The sequence below is a fragment of the Thioclava sp. PTB-PU3-1 genome, assembly GCF_055666785.1.
The window spans coordinates 38,309-61,096 of record NZ_JBVNVL010000008.1; the positions used below are offsets into that span (position 1 = coordinate 38,309).

19 protein-coding genes are annotated in these 22,788 nt (G+C 64.6%); 12 read left to right on the forward strand and 7 right to left on the reverse strand.

Annotated features, from left to right (window positions below; genetic code table 11):
• Positions 1–39: 39 nt before the first annotated feature.
• Both ACZ7GB_RS17670 and ACZ7GB_RS17675 read right to left on the reverse strand, forming a co-directional pair.
• On the reverse strand, positions 40–2,145 hold the full coding sequence (locus ACZ7GB_RS17670; RefSeq protein ID WP_472159765.1) for an ATP-binding cassette domain-containing protein: 2,106 nt from the start codon (positions 2,143–2,145) through the stop codon (positions 40–42).
• 6 nt (positions 2,146–2,151) lie between these two features.
• Positions 2,152–3,333: a sugar ABC transporter substrate-binding protein gene (locus tag ACZ7GB_RS17675; protein WP_472159767.1), complete on the reverse strand. Its 1,182-nt coding sequence runs from the start codon at positions 3,331–3,333 to the stop codon at positions 2,152–2,154.
• A 442-nt stretch (positions 3,334–3,775) separates the two neighbouring features.
• On the opposite strand from ACZ7GB_RS17675, the gene rpsD reads away from it, so the two are divergent.
• The 4 genes from rpsD to ACZ7GB_RS17695 all read left to right on the forward strand — a co-directional run bounded on the left by rpsD (position 3,776) and on the right by ACZ7GB_RS17695 (position 7,406).
• On the forward strand, positions 3,776–4,396 hold the full coding sequence (gene rpsD, locus ACZ7GB_RS17680; RefSeq protein WP_078540514.1) for a 30S ribosomal protein S4: 621 nt from the start codon (positions 3,776–3,778) through the stop codon (positions 4,394–4,396).
• A 375-nt stretch (positions 4,397–4,771) separates the two neighbouring features.
• Positions 4,772–5,872, forward strand: a complete 1,101-nt coding sequence (hisC, locus tag ACZ7GB_RS17685) for a histidinol-phosphate transaminase (RefSeq protein ID WP_078520975.1) — start codon at positions 4,772–4,774, stop codon at positions 5,870–5,872.
• Positions 5,869–6,795, forward strand: a complete 927-nt coding sequence (locus ACZ7GB_RS17690) for a prephenate/arogenate dehydrogenase family protein (RefSeq protein WP_472159769.1) — start codon at positions 5,869–5,871, stop codon at positions 6,793–6,795. Before hisC ends, ACZ7GB_RS17690 begins: the two co-directional genes overlap by 4 nt.
• Positions 6,792–7,406, forward strand: coding sequence for an extensin-like domain-containing protein (locus tag ACZ7GB_RS17695; protein ID WP_472159771.1), 615 nt, complete (start codon positions 6,792–6,794; stop codon positions 7,404–7,406). The genes ACZ7GB_RS17690 and ACZ7GB_RS17695 overlap by 4 nt, the downstream gene beginning before the upstream one ends.
• A gap of 3 nt (positions 7,407–7,409) precedes the next feature.
• On the opposite strand, the gene ACZ7GB_RS17700 is transcribed toward ACZ7GB_RS17695, so the two are convergent.
• Complete coding sequence (locus tag ACZ7GB_RS17700; RefSeq protein WP_078549909.1) at positions 7,410–8,465, reverse strand: DUF2125 domain-containing protein; 1,056 nt, start codon at positions 8,463–8,465, stop codon at positions 7,410–7,412.
• 47 nt (positions 8,466–8,512) lie between these two features.
• Here ACZ7GB_RS17700 and ACZ7GB_RS17705 point away from each other — a divergent pair, with 47 nt between their 5' ends.
• The 3 genes from ACZ7GB_RS17705 (at position 8,513) to ACZ7GB_RS17715 (ending at position 11,712) form a co-directional block, all read left to right on the forward strand.
• Entirely contained in the window at positions 8,513–9,058 is a 546-nt protein-coding gene (locus tag ACZ7GB_RS17705; RefSeq protein WP_472159773.1) for a gamma-glutamylcyclotransferase, read from the forward strand.
• A gap of 62 nt (positions 9,059–9,120) precedes the next feature.
• Entirely contained in the window at positions 9,121–10,317 is a 1,197-nt protein-coding gene (locus ACZ7GB_RS17710) for a biopolymer transporter ExbB (RefSeq protein WP_078520972.1), read from the forward strand.
• A gap of 3 nt (positions 10,318–10,320) precedes the next feature.
• On the forward strand, positions 10,321–11,712 hold the full coding sequence (locus tag ACZ7GB_RS17715) for a peptidoglycan -binding protein (RefSeq protein WP_078570875.1): 1,392 nt from the start codon (positions 10,321–10,323) through the stop codon (positions 11,710–11,712).
• A gap of 182 nt (positions 11,713–11,894) precedes the next feature.
• On the opposite strand, the gene ACZ7GB_RS17720 is transcribed toward ACZ7GB_RS17715, so the two are convergent.
• Positions 11,895–13,271, reverse strand: coding sequence for a dipeptidase (locus tag ACZ7GB_RS17720; RefSeq protein WP_078570876.1), 1,377 nt, complete (start codon positions 13,269–13,271; stop codon positions 11,895–11,897).
• 222 nt (positions 13,272–13,493) lie between these two features.
• Between ACZ7GB_RS17720 and hemA the strand changes: the two genes are divergently transcribed.
• From hemA to ACZ7GB_RS17740, 4 genes are all read left to right on the forward strand, one after another.
• A complete protein-coding gene (gene hemA, locus ACZ7GB_RS17725; protein WP_078520969.1) occupies positions 13,494–14,723 on the forward strand; it encodes a 5-aminolevulinate synthase in 1,230 nt (409 codons plus the stop codon).
• A 107-nt stretch (positions 14,724–14,830) separates the two neighbouring features.
• Positions 14,831–16,102, forward strand: coding sequence for a helix-turn-helix domain-containing protein (locus tag ACZ7GB_RS17730; RefSeq protein ID WP_078549917.1), 1,272 nt, complete (start codon positions 14,831–14,833; stop codon positions 16,100–16,102).
• Positions 16,103–16,186: 84 nt separating this feature from the next.
• Positions 16,187–17,308, forward strand: coding sequence for a flavodoxin-dependent (E)-4-hydroxy-3-methylbut-2-enyl-diphosphate synthase (ispG, locus tag ACZ7GB_RS17735; protein ID WP_134332810.1), 1,122 nt, complete (start codon positions 16,187–16,189; stop codon positions 17,306–17,308).
• Between the two features lie 155 nt (positions 17,309–17,463).
• Positions 17,464–18,162, forward strand: coding sequence for a DUF1236 domain-containing protein (locus ACZ7GB_RS17740; RefSeq protein WP_472159776.1), 699 nt, complete (start codon positions 17,464–17,466; stop codon positions 18,160–18,162).
• A 190-nt stretch (positions 18,163–18,352) separates the two neighbouring features.
• Here ACZ7GB_RS17740 and ACZ7GB_RS17745 read toward each other — a convergent pair whose 3' ends face one another.
• The 3 genes from ACZ7GB_RS17745 to ACZ7GB_RS17755 form a co-directional block, all read right to left on the reverse strand.
• Positions 18,353–19,996, reverse strand: coding sequence for a methyl-accepting chemotaxis protein (locus tag ACZ7GB_RS17745; RefSeq protein ID WP_472159777.1), 1,644 nt, complete (start codon positions 19,994–19,996; stop codon positions 18,353–18,355).
• Positions 19,997–20,108: 112 nt separating this feature from the next.
• Positions 20,109–20,405 carry a hypothetical protein gene (locus ACZ7GB_RS17750; protein WP_078540530.1) on the reverse strand — a complete coding sequence of 99 codons (297 nt, stop codon included), beginning with the start codon at positions 20,403–20,405 and terminating at the stop codon, positions 20,109–20,111.
• Between the two features lie 184 nt (positions 20,406–20,589).
• Positions 20,590–21,360 carry a DsbA family protein gene (locus ACZ7GB_RS17755; protein WP_472159779.1) on the reverse strand — a complete coding sequence of 257 codons (771 nt, stop codon included), beginning with the start codon at positions 21,358–21,360 and terminating at the stop codon, positions 20,590–20,592.
• A gap of 203 nt (positions 21,361–21,563) precedes the next feature.
• On the opposite strand from ACZ7GB_RS17755, the gene ACZ7GB_RS17760 reads away from it, so the two are divergent.
• A complete protein-coding gene (locus ACZ7GB_RS17760; protein ID WP_472159781.1) occupies positions 21,564–22,703 on the forward strand; it encodes a pyridoxal phosphate-dependent aminotransferase in 1,140 nt (379 codons plus the stop codon).
• Positions 22,704–22,788: the final 85 nt, after the last annotated feature.

Consider the following 22,788-nt stretch of genomic DNA (forward strand, 5'->3'; position numbering starts at 1 on the left):
GTCTCGCGCGCGTTTCGTTTTCAAGGGGTTTCGCTTGGCTTAGCGGGTCGTCTCGCCGCGCCGGCGCACCACCACGTCGACCGTGATCGATGCAAGCAGCACTGCCGCCGTCGCCATCAGCTGCACCGCCGCCGGCAGGCCCAGAAGCGCCATGCCGTTGACGATCGCCGCGATCACGACACCGCCGAGGATCGCGTGGATCGGATGGCCACGCCCGCCGAACAGCGAGGTGCCGCCGATCACCGCAGTCGCGACGACGTAGAGCACGATCGTGCCGCCGTCGAAGCTGGTGGAAATCGAGCGCAGGCGCGAGGCGTAGATGATGCCGCCCAGACCCGCCGTCGTCGCGGCCAGCGTGAAAGCTGCGGTCCGGATCAGGCGCAGGTTGATGCCCGCCCGGCGTGCGGCCTCTGCATTGCCGCCGATCGCGAGCACGTAGCGGCCGAATTTCAGCCGTCCCAGCAGGAAGGACCATGCCAGCAGCACCGCGAAGACGATCGGGATCACCCACGGCATGCCCGAGAGCGGGAAGCGTGCGACGCCCCGGTTCATGTTCGAGATCGTCACCAGCACGATGCCCGCGATCACGGCCGCGGCGATCTTCGCGATGGTGAGACCCATCGGCGGCGCGACGAGGCCGCTCTTGCGGCGTTTCGCATCCTTGCGGAAGGTCATGATCGCGAAGACCAGAACAACGGCTCCGGTCATCAGCCAGCCCATCAGCGGGCTCAGCGTGCCATTGGCGAAGTTGTTGATCGTGTCACTCGCGACGGGAATTGTCCCCCCGGCGCCCAGCAGTTGGATCATCAGACCGTTGAAGCCCAGAAGACCCGCCAGCGTCACCACGAAAGAGGGCAGTTTGAGCCGTGTGATCAGCGAGCCCTGGAAGATGCCCAGTACCGCCGGAACGGCCAGGCCCGCCACGACCGCCGCCCACCAGGGCCAGTCGGTACCCGGCGCCACCAGCAGCGTCGCCACCGTCGCCCCGATCCCGGCCACGAAGCCGAGCGACAGATCGATCTCGCCCAGCAAGAGGACAAAGACCTGTCCCATCCCGATCATCATGAAGACCGAGCCCTGAACGAGCAGGTTCACGACATTCCCCGGCGAGAGGAATTTCGGGTTCTGCAACTGGAAGATCAGCGAGATCAGTACGAAGCCCAGAAGCACCGGCAGCACGCCGCTTTCGCCTGCCTTGATCTTCGCCCATGTGCGCGAAAGGTAGCTCGAGAAGCTCTGATCCTCGGTCGTGGCGCCCACCACGGCGGAGGGGCCGCTTTCGCCCGACGCCTCGCGTTGCGCCGCGACATCCTTGGCGTTCTCTGCCGCGATCGAGGCGGCGGCGCGCATCGCACCGGCTTCGACCACGTGGTCGGATTTGCCCGTGGTCATCAGCTCGACCACGCGCTGGGTGTCGTATTCCTCGATCGGGCCCTGGCTGACCATCTCGCCCAGACGCAGGATCGCGAGGCGGTCGGAGACCGCGAAGACGTCGTTGAGGTTGTGCGAGATCATCACCACTGCAAGGCCCTGATCGGCGAGGCGGCGCACCAGTTGCAGCACCTGACCGGTCTGGGCCACACCGAGCGCCGCCGTGGGCTCGTCGAGGATCACCAGTTTGGAATTCCACATCACGGCCTTGGCGACCGCGATCGATTGCCGCTGGCCGCCCGAAAGCGCCGAGACCGGCGCGCGGATCGAGCGCAGCGTGGTCACGCGGAGCCCTTGCAGCGTCTCTGCCGCGGCGCGCTCCATCGCGTCCTCGTCGAGCATCCCGTTGGTCAGGATTTCGCGACCGAGGAACATATTCTGCACGACGTCGAGATTGTCGCACAGCGCGAGGTCTTGATAGACGACCTCGATGCCCAGCTCCGCACTGTCGCGGGGCGAGCGGACGCGGACCTCGTTGCCTTCCCATTCAATTACGCCGCCATCGGCTTCATGGATGCCAGCGATGGTTTTCGTCAGCACGGATTTGCCCGCGCCATTGTCACCGACCAGTGCCGTTACCTCGCCGGGGCGGACGTCGAAATCGACCCCGCTGAGCGCCTGCACTGCACCGAAGCTCTTTTCGAGACCCCGAATACGGAGGATCGCGTCGCGATCCTCCGTCAGGGACCCGGTACCGTTACCCGTGTCCATCATTGGCTATCAGTTCCCGATGCCAGCGGCTTTGCACGCATCGGCCGCGTCGCCCGCACAAAGCTTGGAGGTGTCGACGAAGCCGTCTTTCACGACGGTGTCGGCCATGTTCTCCGGGGTGACCCAGATCGGCTTGAGCAGGATCGAGGGCACGTCCATGCCGCCTTGGCTGTCATTGACCTTGCCGTTGACGAGACCGTCGGGCGGGGTGTCGCCAGCACGCATGTAGAGCGCGAGCGCGGCGGCGGCCTGAGCTTCCAGATAGATCGGCTTGTAGACGGTGCCGCACTGGTAGCCGGTGAGCACGTTCTGCAGGCCGGTGACCGTCGCGTCCTGACCGGTGGTCGGGAAGGCTTTCGCCGGAACCTTCAGCGTCTTGAGATAGGAGATGACCGCGTTGGCGTTGTCGTCATTCGGGGTAACGACGGCGTTCATGTCCTGATGCGCGGTGAACTGCTGCTCGAAGGTGGTCCGTGCGACCGACGGATCCCAGGTGCCTGCGGGCTCGCCCGCATTGGTGTAGCTGCCATCGTCGAATTTCGGCTTCAGCACGCTCATGTAGCCCTGCTTGAACAGCGTGGCGTTGTTGTCATCGGGCGAGCCCGCCATCACGAGGATATTCGGCTTCTCGATGTTCCAGTCGCTGAGGCACTGTTCCATGCCCTTGCCGATCAGCTCGCCGACATACTCGTTATCGAAGCTGATATAGTAGTCGCGCGAGCCGCCAAGCGTGATCCGGTCATAGTCGATGACCGCGACGCCGTGCTCTTTGGCGTATTTCTCGACAGCCGCACCGCCGCCCGAGGAGATCGGGTCGATCAGCAGAACGGTCGCGCCCTGGCTGATATCGGTTTGCGCCTGCGTGAGCTGGTCGGCTTCCGAGCCCTGCGCGTTGGTGATGATCAGATCGTCCGCGGACAGGCCTGCTGCCTTGAAGGCTTTCTTCAGGTAGGGCTCGTCGAACGAGGTGTAGCGGGCCGAGCTTGCTGTGTCGGGCAGCAGCACGCCCACTTTGCCTTTGCCTTTGGCGGCGACGTCCTTGAGCTGGCCCATGGCCGAGAAATCAGCGCCGAAGCTGTCGGCGGTGACGCCTTGAGCCTGCGCGGCACCTGCAATCAGGCCAAGCGCGAGAACGCTGGTTCCAGCGAGACGCGCGGCGGTTCCGCACGTCGAGCGACGAATGTCTTTCATTATAATCCTCCTAAGGCCGGATGGGTTCCTCCCGTGGGGTGGCGTCGCCTTGCCCCAGCGCGCCGCCTGTGCCGGTTGCGGACAGGGCAGCGCCGGGGCGCGCATCCGGTACGCGTCCCGTTAGCGCAATCATGGCTTGAAATGTTGCTCTGAACAGGGGGGTGGCGAACACAAAACACTCACGAAACTGCGAGGGCGTGGCGTTCCGGGGCAGCTAAGAAGAGGAGGGGGAACGGGCGGCTGACTTCGCGCGGCACCGATGTGTCCCCCGGAGTGGTTGACACCCGCGCGCGCCGCTGTATAAGCCCGCCATTCCGGTGACGCGAGTTGCCGGGATTATTCATTGGTGTTGGTGGACCTCGTAAGAGGAAACCTGTCGCCGGTCGCCGCGAGGCCCGGAGGAGGACAACGCCCTTCGAAACTATAGAGAAGGAGATCAGCCGTGACCAAACGCACGTCTGCCAAGTACAAAATCGACCGCCGCATGGGCGAGAACATCTGGGGCCGCGCCAAGTCGCCCGTCAACCGTCGTGAATACGGCCCCGGCCAGCACGGTCAGCGCCGCAAGGGCAAACTGTCCGACTTCGGTATCCAGCTCCGCGCCAAGCAGAAGCTGAAGGGCCATTACGGCGACCTGACCGAGAAGCAGTTCCGCCGCATCTACGCCGAAGCCGAGCGTGTGAAGGGCGACACCGGTGAAAACCTGATCGGTCTGCTCGAGCGCCGCCTCGACGCGCTGGTCTACCGCGCCAAGTTCGTCCCGACCGTCTTCGCAGCGCGCCAGTTCGTGAACCACGGCCACGTGCTCGTGAACGGCAAGAAAGTGAACATCCCCTCCTACCGTCTGAAAGAAGGCGACGTGGTGGAAGTCCGCGAGAAGTCCAAGCAGATGGCTCTGGTTCTCGAAGCCGTTCAGTCGCCCGAGCGTGACGTTCCGGATTACCTCGAAGTCGACCACAACAAACTGACCGCGAAATTCGTGCGCACCCCGGCTCTGTCCGACGTGCCCTTCGCGGTTCAGATGGAACCGAACCTCGTGGTCGAATTCTACGCGAAGAACTGATCTCTCAGTCTTCGCCGATCATTCGGAAAGGCCGTGCCCCCGGGGCGCGGCCTTTTTCTTTTGGGCGCGCCTTTGCCCGGAACAGCCGCGCAGCGGCCCGGGCAGCGCCCGACCGCCCCCTCGGGCGGGCGCTTTTCGGTCTCATCGCGCGCGGCGAGGTTGTGCGGATGTGGAGAGATAAAGGGGCGACCTCTGAAGGAAGCGCGCCCACCCGGCGGTCGGGCGCTGCCCTGCGGCACCGTTGGGCAATACATCTCTCATCGACGTGCTATGACATCCGTTGCATCCCTGCCGCGTCTGCTATGCGGGTGATCTTCTCACTAGCCCTGTCGCGCCATGGCGGATAGAACTCGGGCCACGATTCAGGAGTGCACAATGACCACGCATATTCGCCCCCAGCCCGGTATTATGGACATCGAGCTCTATCAGGGCGGCGCCTCCCATGTGGCGGGGCGCACCGATGCCGTCAAACTCAGCTCGAACGAGAACCCGTTCGGCCCCTCTGACAAGGCCAAGGACGCGTTCGCGAAATGCGCCCATTCGATGCATCGCTACCCCCCGACCGACCATGCCAAGCTGCGCACGGCGATCGGCGAGGTGCATAAGCTCGATCCCGACCGGATCATCTGCGGTGTGGGCTCGGACGAGATCATCCACTTCCTGTGCCAGGCCTATGTCGGCGCGCGCGACGAGGTGGTGTTCACCGAGCACGGCTTTCTGATGTATCGCATCTCGACCATGGCCGCGGGCGGCACCCCGATCGAGGTCAAGGAGCGCGACCGCACGACCGATGTCGATGCGATCCTGAGCGCCTGCACCAAGAAGACCAAGCTCGTCTTCCTCGCCAATCCGAACAACCCGACCGGCACGATGATCCAGCTGGCGGAACTGGAGCGGCTGGCGGCGGGGCTGCCGAAAGGCGCGCTGCTGGTGATCGATGCAGCCTATGCGGAATATGTCGAAGGCTATGACGGCGGGGCGGAGCTGGCGACGCGCCTGCCCAATGTCTTCATGACGCGGACCTTCTCGAAGATCTACGGACTCGGCGGGTTGCGCGTCGGCTGGGGCTACGGCTCGCGCGAAGTGATCGACGTGCTCAACCGCATCCGTGGGCCGTTCAACCTATCGACCGCGCAGCAGGAGACCGCAGAGGCCGCCGTGCGCGATCAGGACTGGGTCAACAAATGCCGCGATGACAATACGCGCCTGCGCGCGTGGCTGGCAGAGGCGCTGGCGGAAAAGGGCGTGCCGTCAGATACTTCCACGGCGAACTTCATCCTCGCACGTCTGGCCTCCGAGCAGGAGGCTGCCGATTGCGATACCTATCTGAAATCCGAAGGGATCATCGTGCGCCGGGTCGCGGGCTATAACCTGCCCAACTGCCTGCGCATCACGGTGGGCGACGAGCCGTCCTGCCGTCGCGTGGCGCATCTGATCGGCGTCTTCAAGGCAGGCGGGATCGAGGTGCCCAGATGAGCCAACTCTACCAGCGGGTCGCGCTGATCGGGCTCGGCCTGATCGCCTCGTCGATGGCTCATGCTATGCGCGAGAAGGGCCTGGCGGGCGAGATCGTCGGTCATGCGCGCTCCTCCGAGACGCGCGACACCGCGCTGGAGATCGGGCTGGTCGATGCCGTCTACGAGACCGCCGCCGAGGCCGTCGCGGGCGCGGATCTGGTGGTGCTCTGCGTGCCGGTCGGCGCGATGGCGAAGATCGCCGAAGAGATCGCGCCGCATCTGGCCCCCGGGGCTACGATCACCGATGTCGGCTCGGTCAAACGCGCGGTGATCGACGCGGTCGGCCCGCATGTGCCCGAAGGCGTGCATTTCATCCCCGGCCACCCGCTGGCGGGGACGGAACAATCCGGCCCGCGCTCGGGCTTTGCGACGCTCTTCGCCAATCGCTGGTGGCTGTTCACGCCGATCGAGGGCACGGACCCCGAGGCGCTGACCCGGCTGAAATCTCTGGTCGAGGCGATGGACGCGAATACCGACGAGATGGCGCCCGATCACCACGATCTCGTGCTCTCGGTCGTGTCGCACACGCCGCACCTGATCGCCTATACGATGGTTGGCGTGGCGGATCATCTTCGTCGTGTAACCCACGAGGAAGTCATCAAATATTCCGCTACGGGTTTCCGCGATTTTACCCGGATCGCGGCCTCGGACCCGACGATGTGGCGCGACGTGTTCCTGACCAACAAGGAAGCCACGCTCGATATCCTTGGCCGCTTCACCGAGGAGCTGTTCATGCTGCAACGCGCGATCCGCATGGGCGATGGCGACATGCTGCACGACTATTTCACGCGCACCCGCGCGATCCGCCGCGGCATCATCGAGGCCGGGCAGGATACGGATGCGCCCGATTTCGGGCGCGGTGCGCCGAAGAAAGACGCATGAGAGTAGCGGCGCTGATCGCACTTGCGGCAGTGGTGGCGCTTGGCTCTTGCGGGCGCGGTGAAGATCGGCGCTCGGCGCGCTCGGCGCGCTATTCCTCGTCGGGCGAGCTTTGCGGCATTGCGGGGCTGGAAGGCGCGCATATCGCGCCGATCGACGGGCCGGGGCGCTGCGGCATCGCCGATCCGGTTCAGATCACCTCCGTCTCCGGTATCCGCCTGACCTCGCCGGTTCGGGTGAATTGCTCGGCGGCGAAGTCCTTCAAGCGCTGGGTGGATCGTGGGATCAAACCGGCGGTGGGGCGGCGCGGCGGCGGGATCGAGGCGATCCGCATCGCAGCCTCCTATTCCTGCCGGAGCCGCAATTCGCAGCCCGGCGCGAAGCTGTCCGAACATGCCAAGGGCAACGCAATCGACGTCTCGGGCGTGGTCCTGCGCAACGGCAAGACGCTGAGCGTGCTGGAGGATTGGCGCCGGGGCCGGGTGATCAAGCGGATGCACAAATCGGCCTGCGGCCCGTTCGGCACCGTGCTGGGGCCGAAATCGGATCGCTTCCATCAGGACCACATCCACGTGGACGTGGCCAGCTACCGCGGCGGGGCTTACTGCCGTTAACCTTTACTGCCGCTGCGCGACCAGCTGCGGTGCCGGGCCGAGCGGCACCGGGCCGAGGCTCATCTGCCCGTCCTTGAAGACAAGCGGCACTTCCAGCGCGCCATCGGGGTTCTTCGCGGCCAGCATCGCGCCGATCCCGGTTACGAGCTTCATCTGGTCCTTGCCGATCAGACCCATGCTCTGCGCGATGCCGACCCAGTTGCGCCACGAGGCAGAGCGGATCGTCAGCGTGCCGTCGGGATAGCCCGAGGGATCGACCGTCAGGTTGCCCTCGACCGAAACATCGTTGCCGCCCCAGCTCAGCGAAAGGTCCGAAACCGAGAACGTCATCAGCCCCGGTAGGCCCGCTTCCAGCGCGGTCTGGTCAATCGGCTCGCGCGTGCCCATGAGCGCGTCGAAATGGATGCGTGCGATGGTGTCGGGCAGCTTGCCCTTCGGGTCGACCCGCTCTAGGAGATCGGCCGGGAGTTTCAGCGACTTCGCCTCCGCGCCCAGACGATAGGCGGCGGCGGGCATCACCAGATCGGCGGCTTGCGCCGAGCCGCCGAGCGCGCCCTGCGCCTTGTCCTTGCGCTCGATGGCGAGGCGCAGCTGATCGGCCGAAAGCGCGGGGGCCGTCTCGCCCGCGGGCGTCAGCACCGGCGCGGAGATCACGGCAATCGCCCGCTCCAGCGGCAGCGCGGTCGAATAGCCCACCGTCAGCGAGGCGCGCATGTCCTCTTGCGTCAGCTTGTAGCTTTGATCGCCCAGTTGCAGCGACTGGCCCGAGGGCAGGTAGGCGATCACTTTATTGGGTTCGTATCCCAGAGCGAAGAGCTGCGCAAAGGGCGCGCTCCAGTGCCACAGGCCGCCCTGATCCTTCAGTTCGGGCTTGTCGAAGGTCAGATCGAAGCGCGAGGGGAAGCCCGCCAGCGACACCGATTGCGCATCGCCCCAGCCTTCCTGCCGGGCCTGCGCGAGCATGTCGCGCGCGCCGTTTTCGATCTTATGCGCGCCGTAAAACCAGTAGCCGCAATAGGCCAGCGTCGCGACCAGCACCAGAATGATCAGTTTGCGCATCTTCGCCTCTTTGCAAATCGGGTGAACCCCATGTAAGCCGTGTTCTCATGCAGGACCAGTGCGACGACAACAGGATCTGGGTCTTCGGCTACGGCTCGCTGATCTGGAACCCCGGCTTCGATTTTGACGAGCGGATGCTCGCCCGTGCGCCGGGTTGGGAGCGCAGCTTCTGCCTGCGCTCGCTGGTGCATCGGGGCACGCCCGAAGCGCCGGGGCTGGTGCTGGCGCTCGACGAAGGGCAGGGCGCCTGCGCGGGGCTCGCCTTCGCGGTGAAGCCCGGACAGGAAGACGCGGTCATGGCCTATCTGCGCGAGCGCGAACTGGTCACCTCGGCCTATCTGGAACGTGAAATCGATGTGGAGTTCGATGACGGGCGGCGCCTGCGCGCGGTGACCTATGTGATCGACCGCCATCACGATCAGTATTGCGGCGGGCTTTCCGATGACGAGCAGGCGCGGATCATCGCCAGCGCCACCGGCGGGCGCGGGCCGAACCGCGATTATCTGTTCAATACTGCCCAGCATCTGCACGAATTGGGCATCCCCGATCCCCATCTTGATGCATTGGTGGCACGGCTGCACGACTTGTCGTGATAGCCCTTGGCGAAGGGCTGCACCCTCGCTAGGCTCTGCGCAAACAGGCAAGAGGGGCAATAATGGAAGAGCCGATCCGGCTGGAGCCGCAATTCTCACAACCCGTGCGTCAGGTGATCCTGATGCTTCTGGTGCTCGGCTTGGTCGCTACGGGGGGCTATTTCGCCTATTCGCGCATCTTCCCGATTTTCCTCGCCAATCCCTGGCTGAACGGGGTGATCCTCGCGGTCTTCGTCTTCGGCATCCTCGCCTGTTTCTGGCAGGTGGTGCAGCTGGTGAAGGCGGTGAACTGGATCGAAAGCTTCGCCGCGGACCGACCCGGTCGTCCGCAGGTGCGCCCGCCGTCGATGCTGGCGCCGCTCGCGTCCCTGCTGGGTTCGCGCGAGGCACGCCGCGCGGTCTCGTCGTCCTCGGGCCGCTCGATCCTCGAATCCGTCGCGACCCGGATCGACGAGGCGCGCGACATCACGCGCTATATTGCCGGGCTGCTGATCTTCCTCGGCCTTCTCGGGACGTTTTACGGCCTCGCCACCACCGTGCCTGCGGTGGTCGAGACGATCCGCGCACTGGCGCCCAAGGAAGGCGAGAGCGCGATCGGCGTGTTCGACAACCTGATGACGGGGCTGGAGGCGCAGCTGGGCGGCATGGGCACGGCGTTTTCCTCGTCGCTCCTGGGCCTCGCGGGCTCGCTGGTGGTGGGCTTGCTGGAACTGTTCGCGAGCCACGGTCAGAACCGGTTCTACCGCGAGCTGGAGGAATGGATTTCCTCGATCACGCGGCTCAGCTTCACCGCGCTTGAAGGTGGCGATGGCGAAGGCTCGATGGTGGCGGGCGTCCTCGATCACATGTCCGAGCAGATGGACCAGATCCAGACGCTGTTCGTGCGCTCCGATGCCGGTCGCGTGCAGACCGAGGCGCGGATCGCGCATCTGTCGAACGCGATCCACGACCTGTCGGAACGGCTCTCGGCAGAGATGGATGCGCGCCACCGCCAGCAAGGCGCGCTGCAGCAGATGGCCGAGGGGCAGGAGCGGCTGATCGGCGCGCTCGATCACCTCGCGCAACGCACGGCCGAAGGCGCGCCCGAAGCAGAGGCGCTGATGGAGACCCGGATGCGGTTGCGCTCGATCGATCAGCAGATGATGCGGATGCTCGAGGAAGTCAGCGCCGGGCGGCAGGAAAGCATGGCCGAGCTGCGCCATGATTTCGCAGGTCTCACCCGGGCGATCCTCGGCTACAAACCGCATCGCGAGGATTAATTCATGGCTCTGGCACGGCGCGGCGGCAATCGGTTCTCGACCAATATCTGGCCGGGTTTCGTCGATGCGATGACGGCGCTTCTTCTGGTCCTGATGTTCGTGCTGTCGATCTTCATGATCGTGCAATCTGTGCTGCGCGATACGCTGAGCACCAAGGAAGGCGAGCTGATCCAGCTGAACGAACAGGTGTCGAACCTCGCCAAGGCGCTGTCGCTGCAACAGACGAAGACGCAGCAGCTGACCGGCGAGTTGGAGAATGCGAAGGACAAGGCCGACCAGCAGGATTCGCTGATCGCGACGCTGACCTCGCAGCTCGATGACCGCAAGGCCGCGCTGGCCGATGCCAAGCAGAAGATCACCGAATTCGAGGCCCGCGTCGCGCAATTGGTGGGCGAGCGCAACGCCGCCCAGCAGGATGCGAGCGCCAAGGCCGACGAAATCCGGCTGAGCAAGGAAACCATCGCCGATCTGCGCGACAAGCTGACGAAATCGGGCGATGAGGTCGCGGCGATGACGCTGCAGCTCGAAGAGGCGCGCAAAAAGGCCGAGGACACGCTGACCAAGCTCGCCGCCGCGCAGACCGCGAAAGACGATCTGGAAAAGCAACTCGGCAAGCAGCTGTCCGAGGCCGAGAAGCAGGCTGCGCTGAAAGCCACCGCGCAGAAGGCGCTGGCCGATCAGCAGGCGATCTCGGAAGGGGCACAGAAGAAAGTCGCGCTGCTCAACCAGCAGGTCGCGGCGTTGCGGGGCCAGCTCGCGCAGCTGCAAAACGTGCTCGACGAGGCGCAGCAGAAGGATGCCGCGGCCAAGGTGCAGCTCGACAATCTCGGCCAGCAGCTGAACGCGGCGCTCGCCCGTGCGGCGTCTGAGGAGAAGAAGCGCGCGGACCTGCAGGAGAAGATGCGCAAGGAGGCCGAGGCCAAGGCAAAAGATCTGGAGAACTACCGCTCTGAATTCTTTGGGAAGCTGTCGCAGCTTCTGAAGGGCAAGCAGGGCGTGAAGATCGAAGGCGACCGCTTCGTGTTCTCCTCCGAGGTGCTGTTTGCGCCGGCCTCCGCGACCCTCTCGGATGCGGGCCGCGCGCAGATCAAACAGGTGACTTCGCTGCTCGACCAGCTGCGCGGGGAAATCCCCGGCGACATCCCGTGGATCATCCGCGTCGATGGCCATACCGACGACACGCCGCTGTCGGGGCAGGGCGAGTTCAAGGATAACTGGGAGCTGAGCCAGGCCCGCGCGCTGTCGGTGGTGAAATACATGGTCGAGAGCCTCGGCTTCCCGCCGCAACGCCTCGCCGCCGCCGGCTTCGCGCAGTTCGACCCGGTGAACACCGCCGACACGCCCGAAGCGCGCGCCCAGAACCGCCGGATCGAGCTGAAACTGACCGAGCGCTGAGGCGTCGGTCAGCTGGGTTCCGTCAGCCAGTCGAGAAACGCGCCGAGCCGCCCCTCGGCACTGTCCTGCAGGCTGCGAAATGATCGCGCCCCAATGACAAATGAAAAGGCTGCCGGGCCAAGCTCCGGCAGCCTTCTGCGATAATTGCGTCTGCCGAGGGCCGCGAAGCCCCCGCCATGTGCTTATTTCGCGATCCGGTCGAGGATGCGCGCCCAGGAGCGGATGCCCTTGTGGAAGCTTTTCACGTCGTATTTCTCGTTCGGCGAGTGGATCGCGTCGTCGTCATTGGCGAAGCCGATCAGCATCGCGTCCATGCCGAGGATCGACTTGAAGTAGTAGCCGATCGGGATCGAGCCGCCCATGCCGACGATCACCGCCTCACGGTTCCATTCGTCCGAAAGCGCCTGACGCGCGGCTTCGAATTCGGGGCGCGAGGTGTCCATCACGGAAGCCGGTGCGCCATCGAGATCGCCGTCCCAGGTGATGCGCGCATCGACGGGCAGGCGTGCCTCGACATGGGCGCGCAGCGCCTTGCGGACGTGGGCGGGGTCCATGTCGCCCACGAGGCGGCAGGTGATCTTGCAATGCGCCTCGGCCGGGATCACGGTTTTCGAGCCCGCACCCTGATAGCCGCCCCAGAGGCCGTTGATCTCCAGCGTCGGGCGTGCCCATTGCTGCTCCAGCGTCGAATAGCCCTCTTCGCCATGCGGCACAGTCATGCCCGCGTGCTGAAGGTATTCCTTCTCGTCGAAGCCGCAGGTCTTCCACGCTTCGAGCTGTTCGGCCGGGACTTCGTGGACGCCCTCGTAGAAGCCATCCACCGCAACGCGGCCCTGATCGTCATGGAAGCTCGCGATGACCTTGGAAATCTCGCGCAGCGGGTTCAGGGCAGGGCCGCCGTAATGGCCCGAATGCAGGTCGATGCGCGGGCCGTGGAGGGTGAATTCCTCTTTCAGCATCCCGCGCAAGGAGCCTGCGATCGAGGGCACGCCGGGCGAGACCATCGAGGTGTCGCAGATCAGCGCCAGATCTGAGGTCAGTTCTTCGCGATTGTTCTCGAGGAAGGGCACCAGCGAGGGCGAGCCCGATTCTTCCTCGCCTTCAAGAAAGATCACAAGATTGCCAGGAAGCTCGCCGTTCACGGCCTTATAGGCGCGGCAGGCCTCGATGAAGGTCATCAGCTGACCCTTGTCATCGGACGCGCCGCGACCGCGGATGACGCGACCGTTCTCGGTATCCTCGATCTGCGGCTCGAAGGGGGGCGTGTCCCACAGCTCCAGCGGGTCCACCGGCTGCACGTCGTAGTGACCGTAGAACAGCAGGCGCGGGCCCTCGCCCTTGGAATGCGCAACCACCATCGGGTGCCCCGTGGTCGGGCGCAATTCGGCGTCGAAACCCAGCGATTTCAATTCCTTGACGAGCCATTCCGCAGCTTCGTGGGTCTCTTCGCGATAGGCCGGATCGGTCGAGATCGAGCGGATTTTCAGCAGCTCGAAAAGACGGTCCATCGCGGCGTCCAGGCCGCTATCGATTTCCGTGAGAACCTCGTTCAGTGCCATGCTGGCCTCCTTTATTTTGGCCTCAGCCTAGGGCCGCGCGCGGCACTGTCCAGAGGGGGTGACGCAAGGGCGCGACAAATTGCGAAAACTGAATGTTTGCTTTTCATGACTATTTGCGACATTTTTGCCCTTCAGGGAGAGGAATTTGACATTTATCAATGTCGCGCTTTGTGGTGCCCGGTAGGGCAGACCCAGCGAACAGTCATGCAAGGGAAGCACGAGATGGATTACGACCGCGCACTCGATCAGGCGATTGACAAGCTGCACGAGGAAGGCCGCTATCGCGTCTTCATCGATATCGAGCGCGAAAAGGGTAATTTCCCCCACGCCGTCTGGACCAAGCCGGACGGGTCGAAGCAGGACATCACCATCTGGTGCGGCAACGATTATCTGGGCATGGGTCAGCATCCGGTTGTGCTGGCCGCGATGCACGAGGCGCTGGACGCCACCGGCGCAGGCTCGGGCGGGACGCGCAACATCTCGGGCACGACGGTCTATCACAAGCGGCTTGAGCATGAGATCGCTGATCTGCACGGCAAAGAGGCCGCGCTGGTCTTCTCCTCGGCCTATATCGCGAATGACGCGACGCTGAGCACGCTGCCCAAGCTGTTCCCCGGCCTCATCATCTATTCCGACGAGTTGAATCACGCCTCGATGATCGAAGGCATCCGTCGCAACGGCGGGGCGAAGCGCATCTTCCGTCACAATGACGTCGCGCATCTGCGCGAGCTGCTGGCCGCCGACGATCCGGCCGCGCCGAAGCTGATCGCCTTCGAGTCGGTCTATTCGATGGATGGCGATTTCGGCCCGATCTCCGAGCTGTGCGATCTGGCCGAGGAATTCGGCGCGCTGACCTATCTCGACGAGGTGCACGCAGTCGGCATGTATGGCCCGCGCGGTGCCGGTATCGCCGAGAAGCTGGGCGAGATGGACCGGATCGACATCTTCAACGGCACGCTGGGCAAAGCCTTCGGCGTGTTCGGCGGCTATATCGCGGCTTCGGCCAAGATGGTCGATGCCGTGCGCTCCTATGCGCCGGGCTTCATCTTCACCACCTCGATCCCGCCGGCGGTTGCGGCTGGCGCTGCCGCGTCGATCGCCTTCCTGAAAGGCGAGGGCGGTCAGGAGCTGCGCGACAAGCAGCAGCTGCACGCGAAGATTCTCAAGATGCGCCTGAAAGGTATGGGCATGCCGATCATCGACCACGGCTCGCATATCGTGCCTGTGATCATCGGAGACCCCAAACATACCAAGGCCTTGTCGGACATGCTGCTCGACGAGTTCGGGGTCTATGTCCAGCCGATCAACTTCCCGACCGTGCCCCGCGGCACTGAGCGTCTGCGCTTCACGCCCTCGCCGGTGCACGACACCGGTATGATTGACGGTCTGGTCAAGGGCATGGACGCGCTTTGGGCGCGCTGTGAGCTAAATCGCGCCGAAGCCAGCGCGTAAGCCACATAGGCGCGTGCGCGGCTCGCTTGCTTGTGATAAGCCTTTGTTAATCGAAGGGGCTATTGGCTCCGAATCGACGCAGGCGGGCAACGGCAGGGACAGGCAGCATGATCGGGCGAAGGGCTAAACCTTCGACGGGGGACGAAGTCAAACCTAAAGGGTTCGACGATTTCGAACTTCGTCTTGGCGATGTGATGCGCGGCGAGCGGGCGACGCTCGCCAAATCGCTCCTTGATGTCCAGCGTGAACTCCGGATCAAAGCAGCCTATATCGCGGCCATCGAAGCCTGCGACGTCGAGGCTTTCGACACGCCTTCCTTCATCGCGGGCTATGTGCGCTCCTACGCGCGCTATCTCGGTCTTGACCCGGAATGGTCGTTCCAGCGCTTCTGCAACGAGGCTGGCTACTCGCCCGCCCATGGCATGTCCGAGGCCGCCTCCGGCCCGAAGCCGCAGCGCGACCCGAAGGACATGGCCGAGGCGCTCGCCAATCCCGCCTTCATTCCGCGCAAGGAATCGCTCTGGACCAAGATCGAGCCGCGCGCCGTCGGTGCGCTTTTCGTTCTGGCGCTGATCGGCGGCGGTATCGGCTATGGCGGCTGGACCGTGCTGCAGGAAGTGCAGCGCGTGCAGCTGACGCCCGTGGATCAGGCCCCCGGCGTGATGGCCGATCTCGACCCGCTCGACTCGGTCAAGGACGGGCCGGAGATGGCGCAGGCCGACGACACGCTGCCCGAGGTCAACCAACCCGAGCGCTCCGCGCGCATCTACCGTCCGGCGGCCCTCGACGCGCCGGTTCTGGTCTCGCGCGACGGGCCCATCGCCTCGATCGACCCCAATGCCACCGGCGCGCTTGCTGGGCAGGGCGTGGGCGCGGCCGCTCCGGGTCTGACCCCCAATCTCATCGGTCTGGCGCAGTCCAACACGTCCCCGAACACGCCGCAGGGCACGCAACTCGCCTCGGCGGCAGGCCCCGAGAACAATATCCAATCCGCCGTCGCCAAGGCGCTGGGAGCGGATCAGCCCGATGTCGTCGTGCTGGCCGTGCGCCCGTCCTGGGTGCGGATCAAGTCTGCCGATGGCGCGACGCTGTTCGAGAAGGTCATGGATGCGGGCGAGCGTTACGTGCTGCCAAAGCTCGAGGAAGCGCCGACGATGCGCACGGGTGAATCCGGCGCGATCTATTTCGCGGTCAACGGCGTGACGCATGGCCCGGTCGGCAAGCGCGGTCAGGTCACGAAGAACATCAAGCTGTCCTCCGCCGCACTCGACGAGGACTATCCGGTCGCCAATCTCGCGCAGGACAAGGACCTCGCGAAGATGATCGCCGTGGCCGATGCGGGCGATGCCGCCGCGCCGGCCCAGACCGACCAGCAATAAACCGCAGATCACGATCCGCCCCGGCCCGTTGCACCGCAGCGGGCCTTGGCGTATCAGGAGCCGAGGTCTCGAAGGAGCGTTTGCATGTCTCTCAACCCGGTCCGTCCGTGGCGCAATATCTACCGCCGCAAGTCTCGCCAGATTATGGTCGGCAATGTCCCCGTCGGGGGTGATGCGCCGATCTCGGTGCAGACGATGACCAATACCGACAGCTCGGACGTGCGCGCGACGCTCGATCAGGTGATCCGCGCGGCCGATGTCGGCGCGGATATCGTGCGCGTCTCGACCCCGGATGAATCCAGCACGCGCGCCCTGCGCGAGATTTGCCGCGAAAGCCCGGTGCCGATCGTGGCGGACATCCATTTCCACTACAAACGCGCGATCGAGGCGGCGGAGGCGGGGGCGGCCTGCCTGCGCATCAACCCCGGCAATATCGGCGACGAGAAGCGCGTTGCCGAGGTCGTGCGCGCCGCCAAGGATCACGGTTGTTCGATCCGGATCGGCGTGAACGCGGGCTCGCTCGAGCGGCACCTGCTGGAGAAATACGGCGAGCCGTGTCCGGAGGCGATGGTCGAGAGCGCGATGGACCATATCCGCATTCTCGAAGATCACGATTTTCGCGAATACAAAATTTCGGTGAAGGCATCGGACGTGTTCCTCGCCGCCGCCGCCTACCAAGGCATCGCTGAGGCGACCGACGCGCCGATCCACCTTGGTATCACCGAAGCAGGGGGGCTGACTTCCGGCACGGTGAAATCTGCGATCGGGCTGGGCAACCTCCTGTGGATGGGCATTGGCGACACGCTGCGCGTCTCGCTCTCGGCCGATCCGGTCGAAGAGGTGAAGGTCGGTTTCGAGATCCTGAAATCGCTCGGGCTTCGGACCCGCGGCGTGCAGATCATCTCCTGCCCGTCCTGCGCGCGCCAGGGCTTCGACGTGATTGCGACCGTGGCGGAGCTGGAAGAACGGCTCGAACACATCAAGACGCCGATCTCGCTGTCGATCATCGGCTGCGTCGTGAACGGTCCCGGCGAGGCGCTGATGACCGATATCGGCTTTACCGGCGGCGGTGCCGGATCGGGCATGGTTTACATGGCCGGCAAGCAGGATCACAAGCAATCCAACGCGGATATGATCGACCATATCGTTGAATTGGTTGAGAAAAAATCGGCCGAAATCGAAGCGGAGAAAGCCGCCGCCGAATAAGCGGAAAAGTGCCGCAGTGCCCCCGAAATCAGCCCTTATCACGCTGCCGTGATGGGGTTCCCGGGGAACGAATTGGCGCCCCTCCACATTTCCCTCCCCACAACGGAGAGAGGCCGTCCCTCGCGACGGTCAGGGTAATGAAGGAGGTAATTCCAATGACCCGCAAGTTCGCAACTATCCTCGCTGCTGCCGCCAGCACCACGATGATCGCCGGTACCGCTTTTGCCGAAACCAGCCCGCCGCTGATGGCCACCGCCCAAGGCGAGTTCGATATCCACGCCGGGATCGAGGCCTCGTCGAAAACGATCGCGACGGTCTCCGACGGCACCATCGTCCCGGTGGAAGGCTGTCTGCCCGATGGCACGATCTGTCAGGTGACTTTTGATGGCATGAATGGCTATGCGCCCGCAGGTCAGCTGGGTGTGATGGTCGACGGCCAGATGGCGCTTTTGTCGACCGGCCCGCAATCGGTCACCGTGAACCAGATTCAGGTCCCGGGTGATAACGCCAACAAGGATGGCCAAGGCGCAGCGGCCCTGACCGGTGCTGCTGCTGGCGGGGCAGCCGGTGCGGCCGTGGGTGGCCCCGTCGGCGCCGTGGTCGGCGCGCTGATCGGCTCGGCCGGTGTGGGCGCTGCGGCCAAGCCCGAGCCGACCACGATCACCTGGGTCGAGAAGCACCCCGTCGCGCCGGTCTATCTCGACGGGGAAGTCGCGACCGGCAAGGTCATTCCGGACATGGTGACGCTGACGCCGGTGCCGGACAGCACCTATGCCTATGGCAACATCAACGACAACACGGTCTTCGTGAACCCTGATAGCCGCGCGATCGTCTACGTCGTGCCCGCCTCGTAAGGCTCGATGATAGAGACCATAAAGAAAGCCGGCGCCTCACCGCGCCGGCTTTTTTATCGCGGTAGGCAGTTCGCACGCAGTCCTATCCGGTTCGCAGCCAAACGCGATCGACTTGCCGCGTCGCGGGCCTCGGCGAGCGGCATGGTCCTCGCCGCGGTCGAGCGCTCCGGCTATTGAGCCGGGCCAATCGTCAACTCGCTCGCGGAAGCGCGTCTTGGTCCTCAATCACAGCGGGGGAGGTCGAGAATTGCGTCACGGCTTCGCGGAGCGCCTCGGCGAGGTCGTCGAGCATTTTGCTCGCGGCGGTGGTTTCTTCAAACATCGCAACATTCTGGCGGGTGGCGTGATCGAGCTGTTCGACCGAGCCGTTGATCGCCGCGAGGGTGCGGGATTGCTCCTCGGAGGAGCGCGCCATCTGGGCGACGCGCTGTGAAATCTCTTCGACCGATTTCACGATGCCTTCGAGCGAGGCGACGGTCTTGCTGACGAGTTCGACGCCAGTGCTGACCTGTTGGCCCGAGGCTTCGATCAGTGCGGTGATCTCTTTTGCGGAGGCGGAGGAGCGCTGCGCGAGGTCTCGCACTTCAGAGGCGACGACGGCGAAGCCGCGACCGGCCTCACCTGCGCGGGCAGCTTCCACACCGGCGTTGAGCGCAAGGAGGTTGGTCTGGAAGGCGATATCGTCGATCACCGAGGTGATGCGCTCGATCTGTTTCGAACTGGTTTCGATTTCGTTCATCGCGCGGATCGACTCGCTGACCACCGCGGCACTTTCCTTGGCGACGGTTTCCGCATTGCTGGCGGCACTCGCGGCCTCGGCTGCCATTTTCGCGCCCGATTGCACCGAGGAGGTCAATTCGTTGAGCGAGGCGGCCGCGTCGGCAAGGGTGCCCGATTGCTTCTCGGCCCGGGTCGAGAGGGAGGCGGAGGCGGCGCTGATCTCGCCGATCTGCTGGCGGATGTCGACGCTGTGGCCGGTGACGAGGGCGATGGCGCCTTCGAGTTGTTCAATCGCCGTGTTGAAATTGACGGCCAGCCCCGCGTAATCCGCATCCACCTCACCGAGCCGGGCCTTTAGGTCCTTGCGCGAGAGCTGTTGTAGGGCGATTTCGAGCGCTTCGACGACGCGGGTTTGGCGCGCTGTGGTTTCGGCGCGTTCCTGGGCGAGATCTTCTTCGGCCAGGCGGGCGAGGCGGGTCGCTTCTTCGACCTCGCGCGCGTTGCGTTCCGCATCGACGCGCAGCGCCTCTGCCTTTTGGGCGGCTTCGCTCGCGGCGTCCTGCATCTGCTGGGCGCGCGTGGTCTCTCCCTCCGCTTGGCGACGGGCTTCGTCGGCTTGGGCGGTGGCGTCGATCGCCTCTGCCACGCGCTCTTCCATCGAGCTTTCCATGCGGCGGCGGTTGAGCACGGCATAGACGAGCACCGCCGTTTCGATGGCGACGGTCGCACCGTGGAAAAGCGAGCGCGTGACATTTTCCCAGATATCGGCACTGGGATAGATCAGGCTGGGCATCAGGACGGAGAGCGCGAGGTGGTGCACCACGATGGTCGCTGCGGCGAAGAAGATCGCGCGGTTGTCGACCATCACGATCAGCACGGCCATCAGCGCGAAAAACGAAAGGTGCGCATCGATTTGCCACGGATGCCCGGAGAGTGCGGCGGTGAGGGCCACGGCCTGGCCGATCACCCCTTGCGCGAGGATGGTGTTGCCGCGCCGCCGATCGCGCATCCGCCACCCGAGCAGAGCGGCAGAGGCGAAGACCCAGGCGGTCACGCTGGCCACGAGGAAGGCATTGCCCACCAGATAGGCGGTTGCCGTGACGATGGCGGCCATGGCGACTGTCCCGAAGGCCAGCAATTTCCGCACCTGGCGCATATGCGCGTCTTTTTGTGGCGCTTGCACAGTGGTCGGCCCAGCGGTGTTCCCGTCAATCATCAGAGGTCCCTCAAATCTCGGCCGCCCCGCAGAGCCAGGCCATTTTCTTGGCGTCGAGAACGACCCATGCACCCGCCGCCCGCAGCCGGGCGAGCGTGCCCGGCGCATCTGCTGCTGCGAATTCCCCCAAGGGCGCGCGCACCGGTCCCACGGGGTGCGCCCCTGCGGCGGCGATCACCTGATCGGCGGCGCGCCAAGGCGGGACTACCACGAGGTAAAGCCCCGGTCGGTCCTCTGGCAGCATGCCGAGGGCGGCGATCGGCGCGCAGAGCACCGAGAGGGTCATAAGCAGCAGTTCGAGTCGCATCACAGTCCTTTTCGAGGGCAGGCTACGCCCGATCCATTAACGGCCCCCTAAGACGTGAAAACTTCGGACTCGCACGGTAAACGACATGAAAACGCCGCCCGGATCGCGATGGACCCGGACGGCGCTTGCTATCTTAAAAATCTCAATCCAAAGAATGCCGTGCGCGGCGTTCTTCAGATGCGGATCACTCGGCGTTGCGCTCTTCGGTGACCATTTTCGCCATCGCCGCTTCCGGCGCGTAGCCGCGCAGCAGCTGCCCGCCGATCACGAAGGCCGGGGTGCCCGAAATCGCCATGCGCTGTGCCAGCTGGTAGTTCTGACGCAGCACCTCGGTCACCTTGTCATCGTTCATCTGCTTGAGGATCGGAGCGGGATCGAGGCCCTGATCCTTGGCGATCTGGCTCAGGCTCTCGACGGTGAGATTGCCGCGCGCCTTCATCAGGGTGTCGTGCATCTTCGCATAGGCGTCGTCGCCGTCGATCTGCTTCGTCGCGACCGCGAAGCGCGCCGCCAGTTCCGACTGCTGCCCGAGGATCGGGAATTCCTTCACGATGAAGCGGATATTGCCGTCTTTCGAGATCAGGTCCGAGACTTCGTCATAGGCTTTTTTGCAGTAGGTGCATTTGTAATCCATGAACTCGACGACGGTGATGTCGCCATCGGGATTGCCGCCGACCCAGCTGTAACCGTCCTCGAAGATATCCTTCGCATTGGTCTTGATCAGCTGCTTGTCGTTATCGGCCTGCTGCGCCTGCTGCTTGGCTTCCAACTCGTTGATCGCCTCGACCAGAACCTGCGGATTGGCCATCAGGTACTCGCGCACGGCGTCACCGAAGGCGGATTTCTGGCTGTCGGACATGTTGGCGAAGTCGAAATCCTGCGCGGCTGCCGGGGTGAGCGGGGCGGCCGTGGCGAGCGCGGCGAAGGCGGTCGCGGCCAGAAGCGTGCGGAGCATGGGCGTATCCTTTGGATCGGGTCCTGTTGGTTCGCAAGCAACCTGACCGCTCGGGCGCGCGGGATCAAGAGGGCGTTAGCGCGCAGGGCGCGGCTTCATCGCGAGGCGCGCGACGACATATGCGTGCAGTGACGCCGCATTGACGCTCGGGCGGCTTCGGCCTAACCCCTTGGGCGAAATCTCAAGCGGCAAGGAGAAGGCGGATGCGGCAGTCGAAACGCGGGCAGGTGGAACCGTTCATCGCGATGGATGTGCTGCGCATGGCGGCAGAGGCGGAGGCTGCGGGCCGCGACATCGTGCATATGGAAGTGGGCCAGCCGGGCACCTCCGCGCCGAAGGCCGCCAAGCGCCGTCTGGCCGAAGCGCTGGAGAGCCAGCCGATGGGCTACACGGTGGCGCTGGGGCTGCCCTATCTGCGCGAGGGGATCGCGAAGCTCTACAAGCGCTGGTACGACATCGATCTGGATCCCGCGCGCGTGGTCATCACGTCGGGCTCGTCGGGGGCGTTCCAGCTGGCCTTCACGGCGCTGTTCGATGTGGGCGACAAGGTGGGTCTGGGCGAGCCGGGCTATCCGAGCTATCGCCAGATCCTCAAGGCGCTCTCGATTGAGCCGGTGGGCATTCCGACCGAAGCGCAGAACCGCTACCAGCCGACGCCCGAGGAAATCCCGGACGATCTGGCCGGGCTGATCGTGGCTTCGCCGGGCAACCCGTCGGGCACGATGCTGGGCAAGCCGGAGCTGCAGGCGCTGATCGAGCATTGTCAGGCCCGCGATATCGCCTTCATCTCGGACGAGATCTATCACGGGCTGCAATATGAGGGCCGTGCGGTCTCGGCGCTGGAGATCAGCGACGACGTCTTCGTGATCAACTCCTTCTCGAAATTCTTCTCGATGACGGGCTGGCGCGTGGGCTGGATGGTGGTGCCCGAAAGCCATCTGCGCACCGTGGAGCGTCTCGCGCAGCACATGTTCATCTGCGCCCCCCATGCGAGCCAGGTGGCGGCCTTGGGCGCGCTGGAGAGCCTCGAAGAGATGGCCGAGAATGTCGCGCGCTACGGGCAGAGCCGGCAGATGTTGCTCGAAGAGCTGCCGAAGATGGGCTTCACCCGGATCGCGCCGCCCGATGGGGCGTTCTACCTCTATGCCGACGTGTCGGAGCTGACTGAGGATAGCGCCGCTTTCGCCGCGGAAATCCTCGAGAGCGTCGGGGTGGCGGTCACGCCGGGGATGGATTTCGACCCCCATCGCGGCGCGCAGACCATCCGGTTTTCCTATGCGCAAAGCCCCGAGCGGGTCGCCGAGGGGATCAAGCGGCTGCGGAGCTTCATGGAAAACCGCTGACGCCTTGCGATGAGGGGTGAGCCGGATCAAGCGTCCTTCCAGTGGAAGGACGTCCGGCGAACGCCTGTAGCGTAAGCGGAGGGCC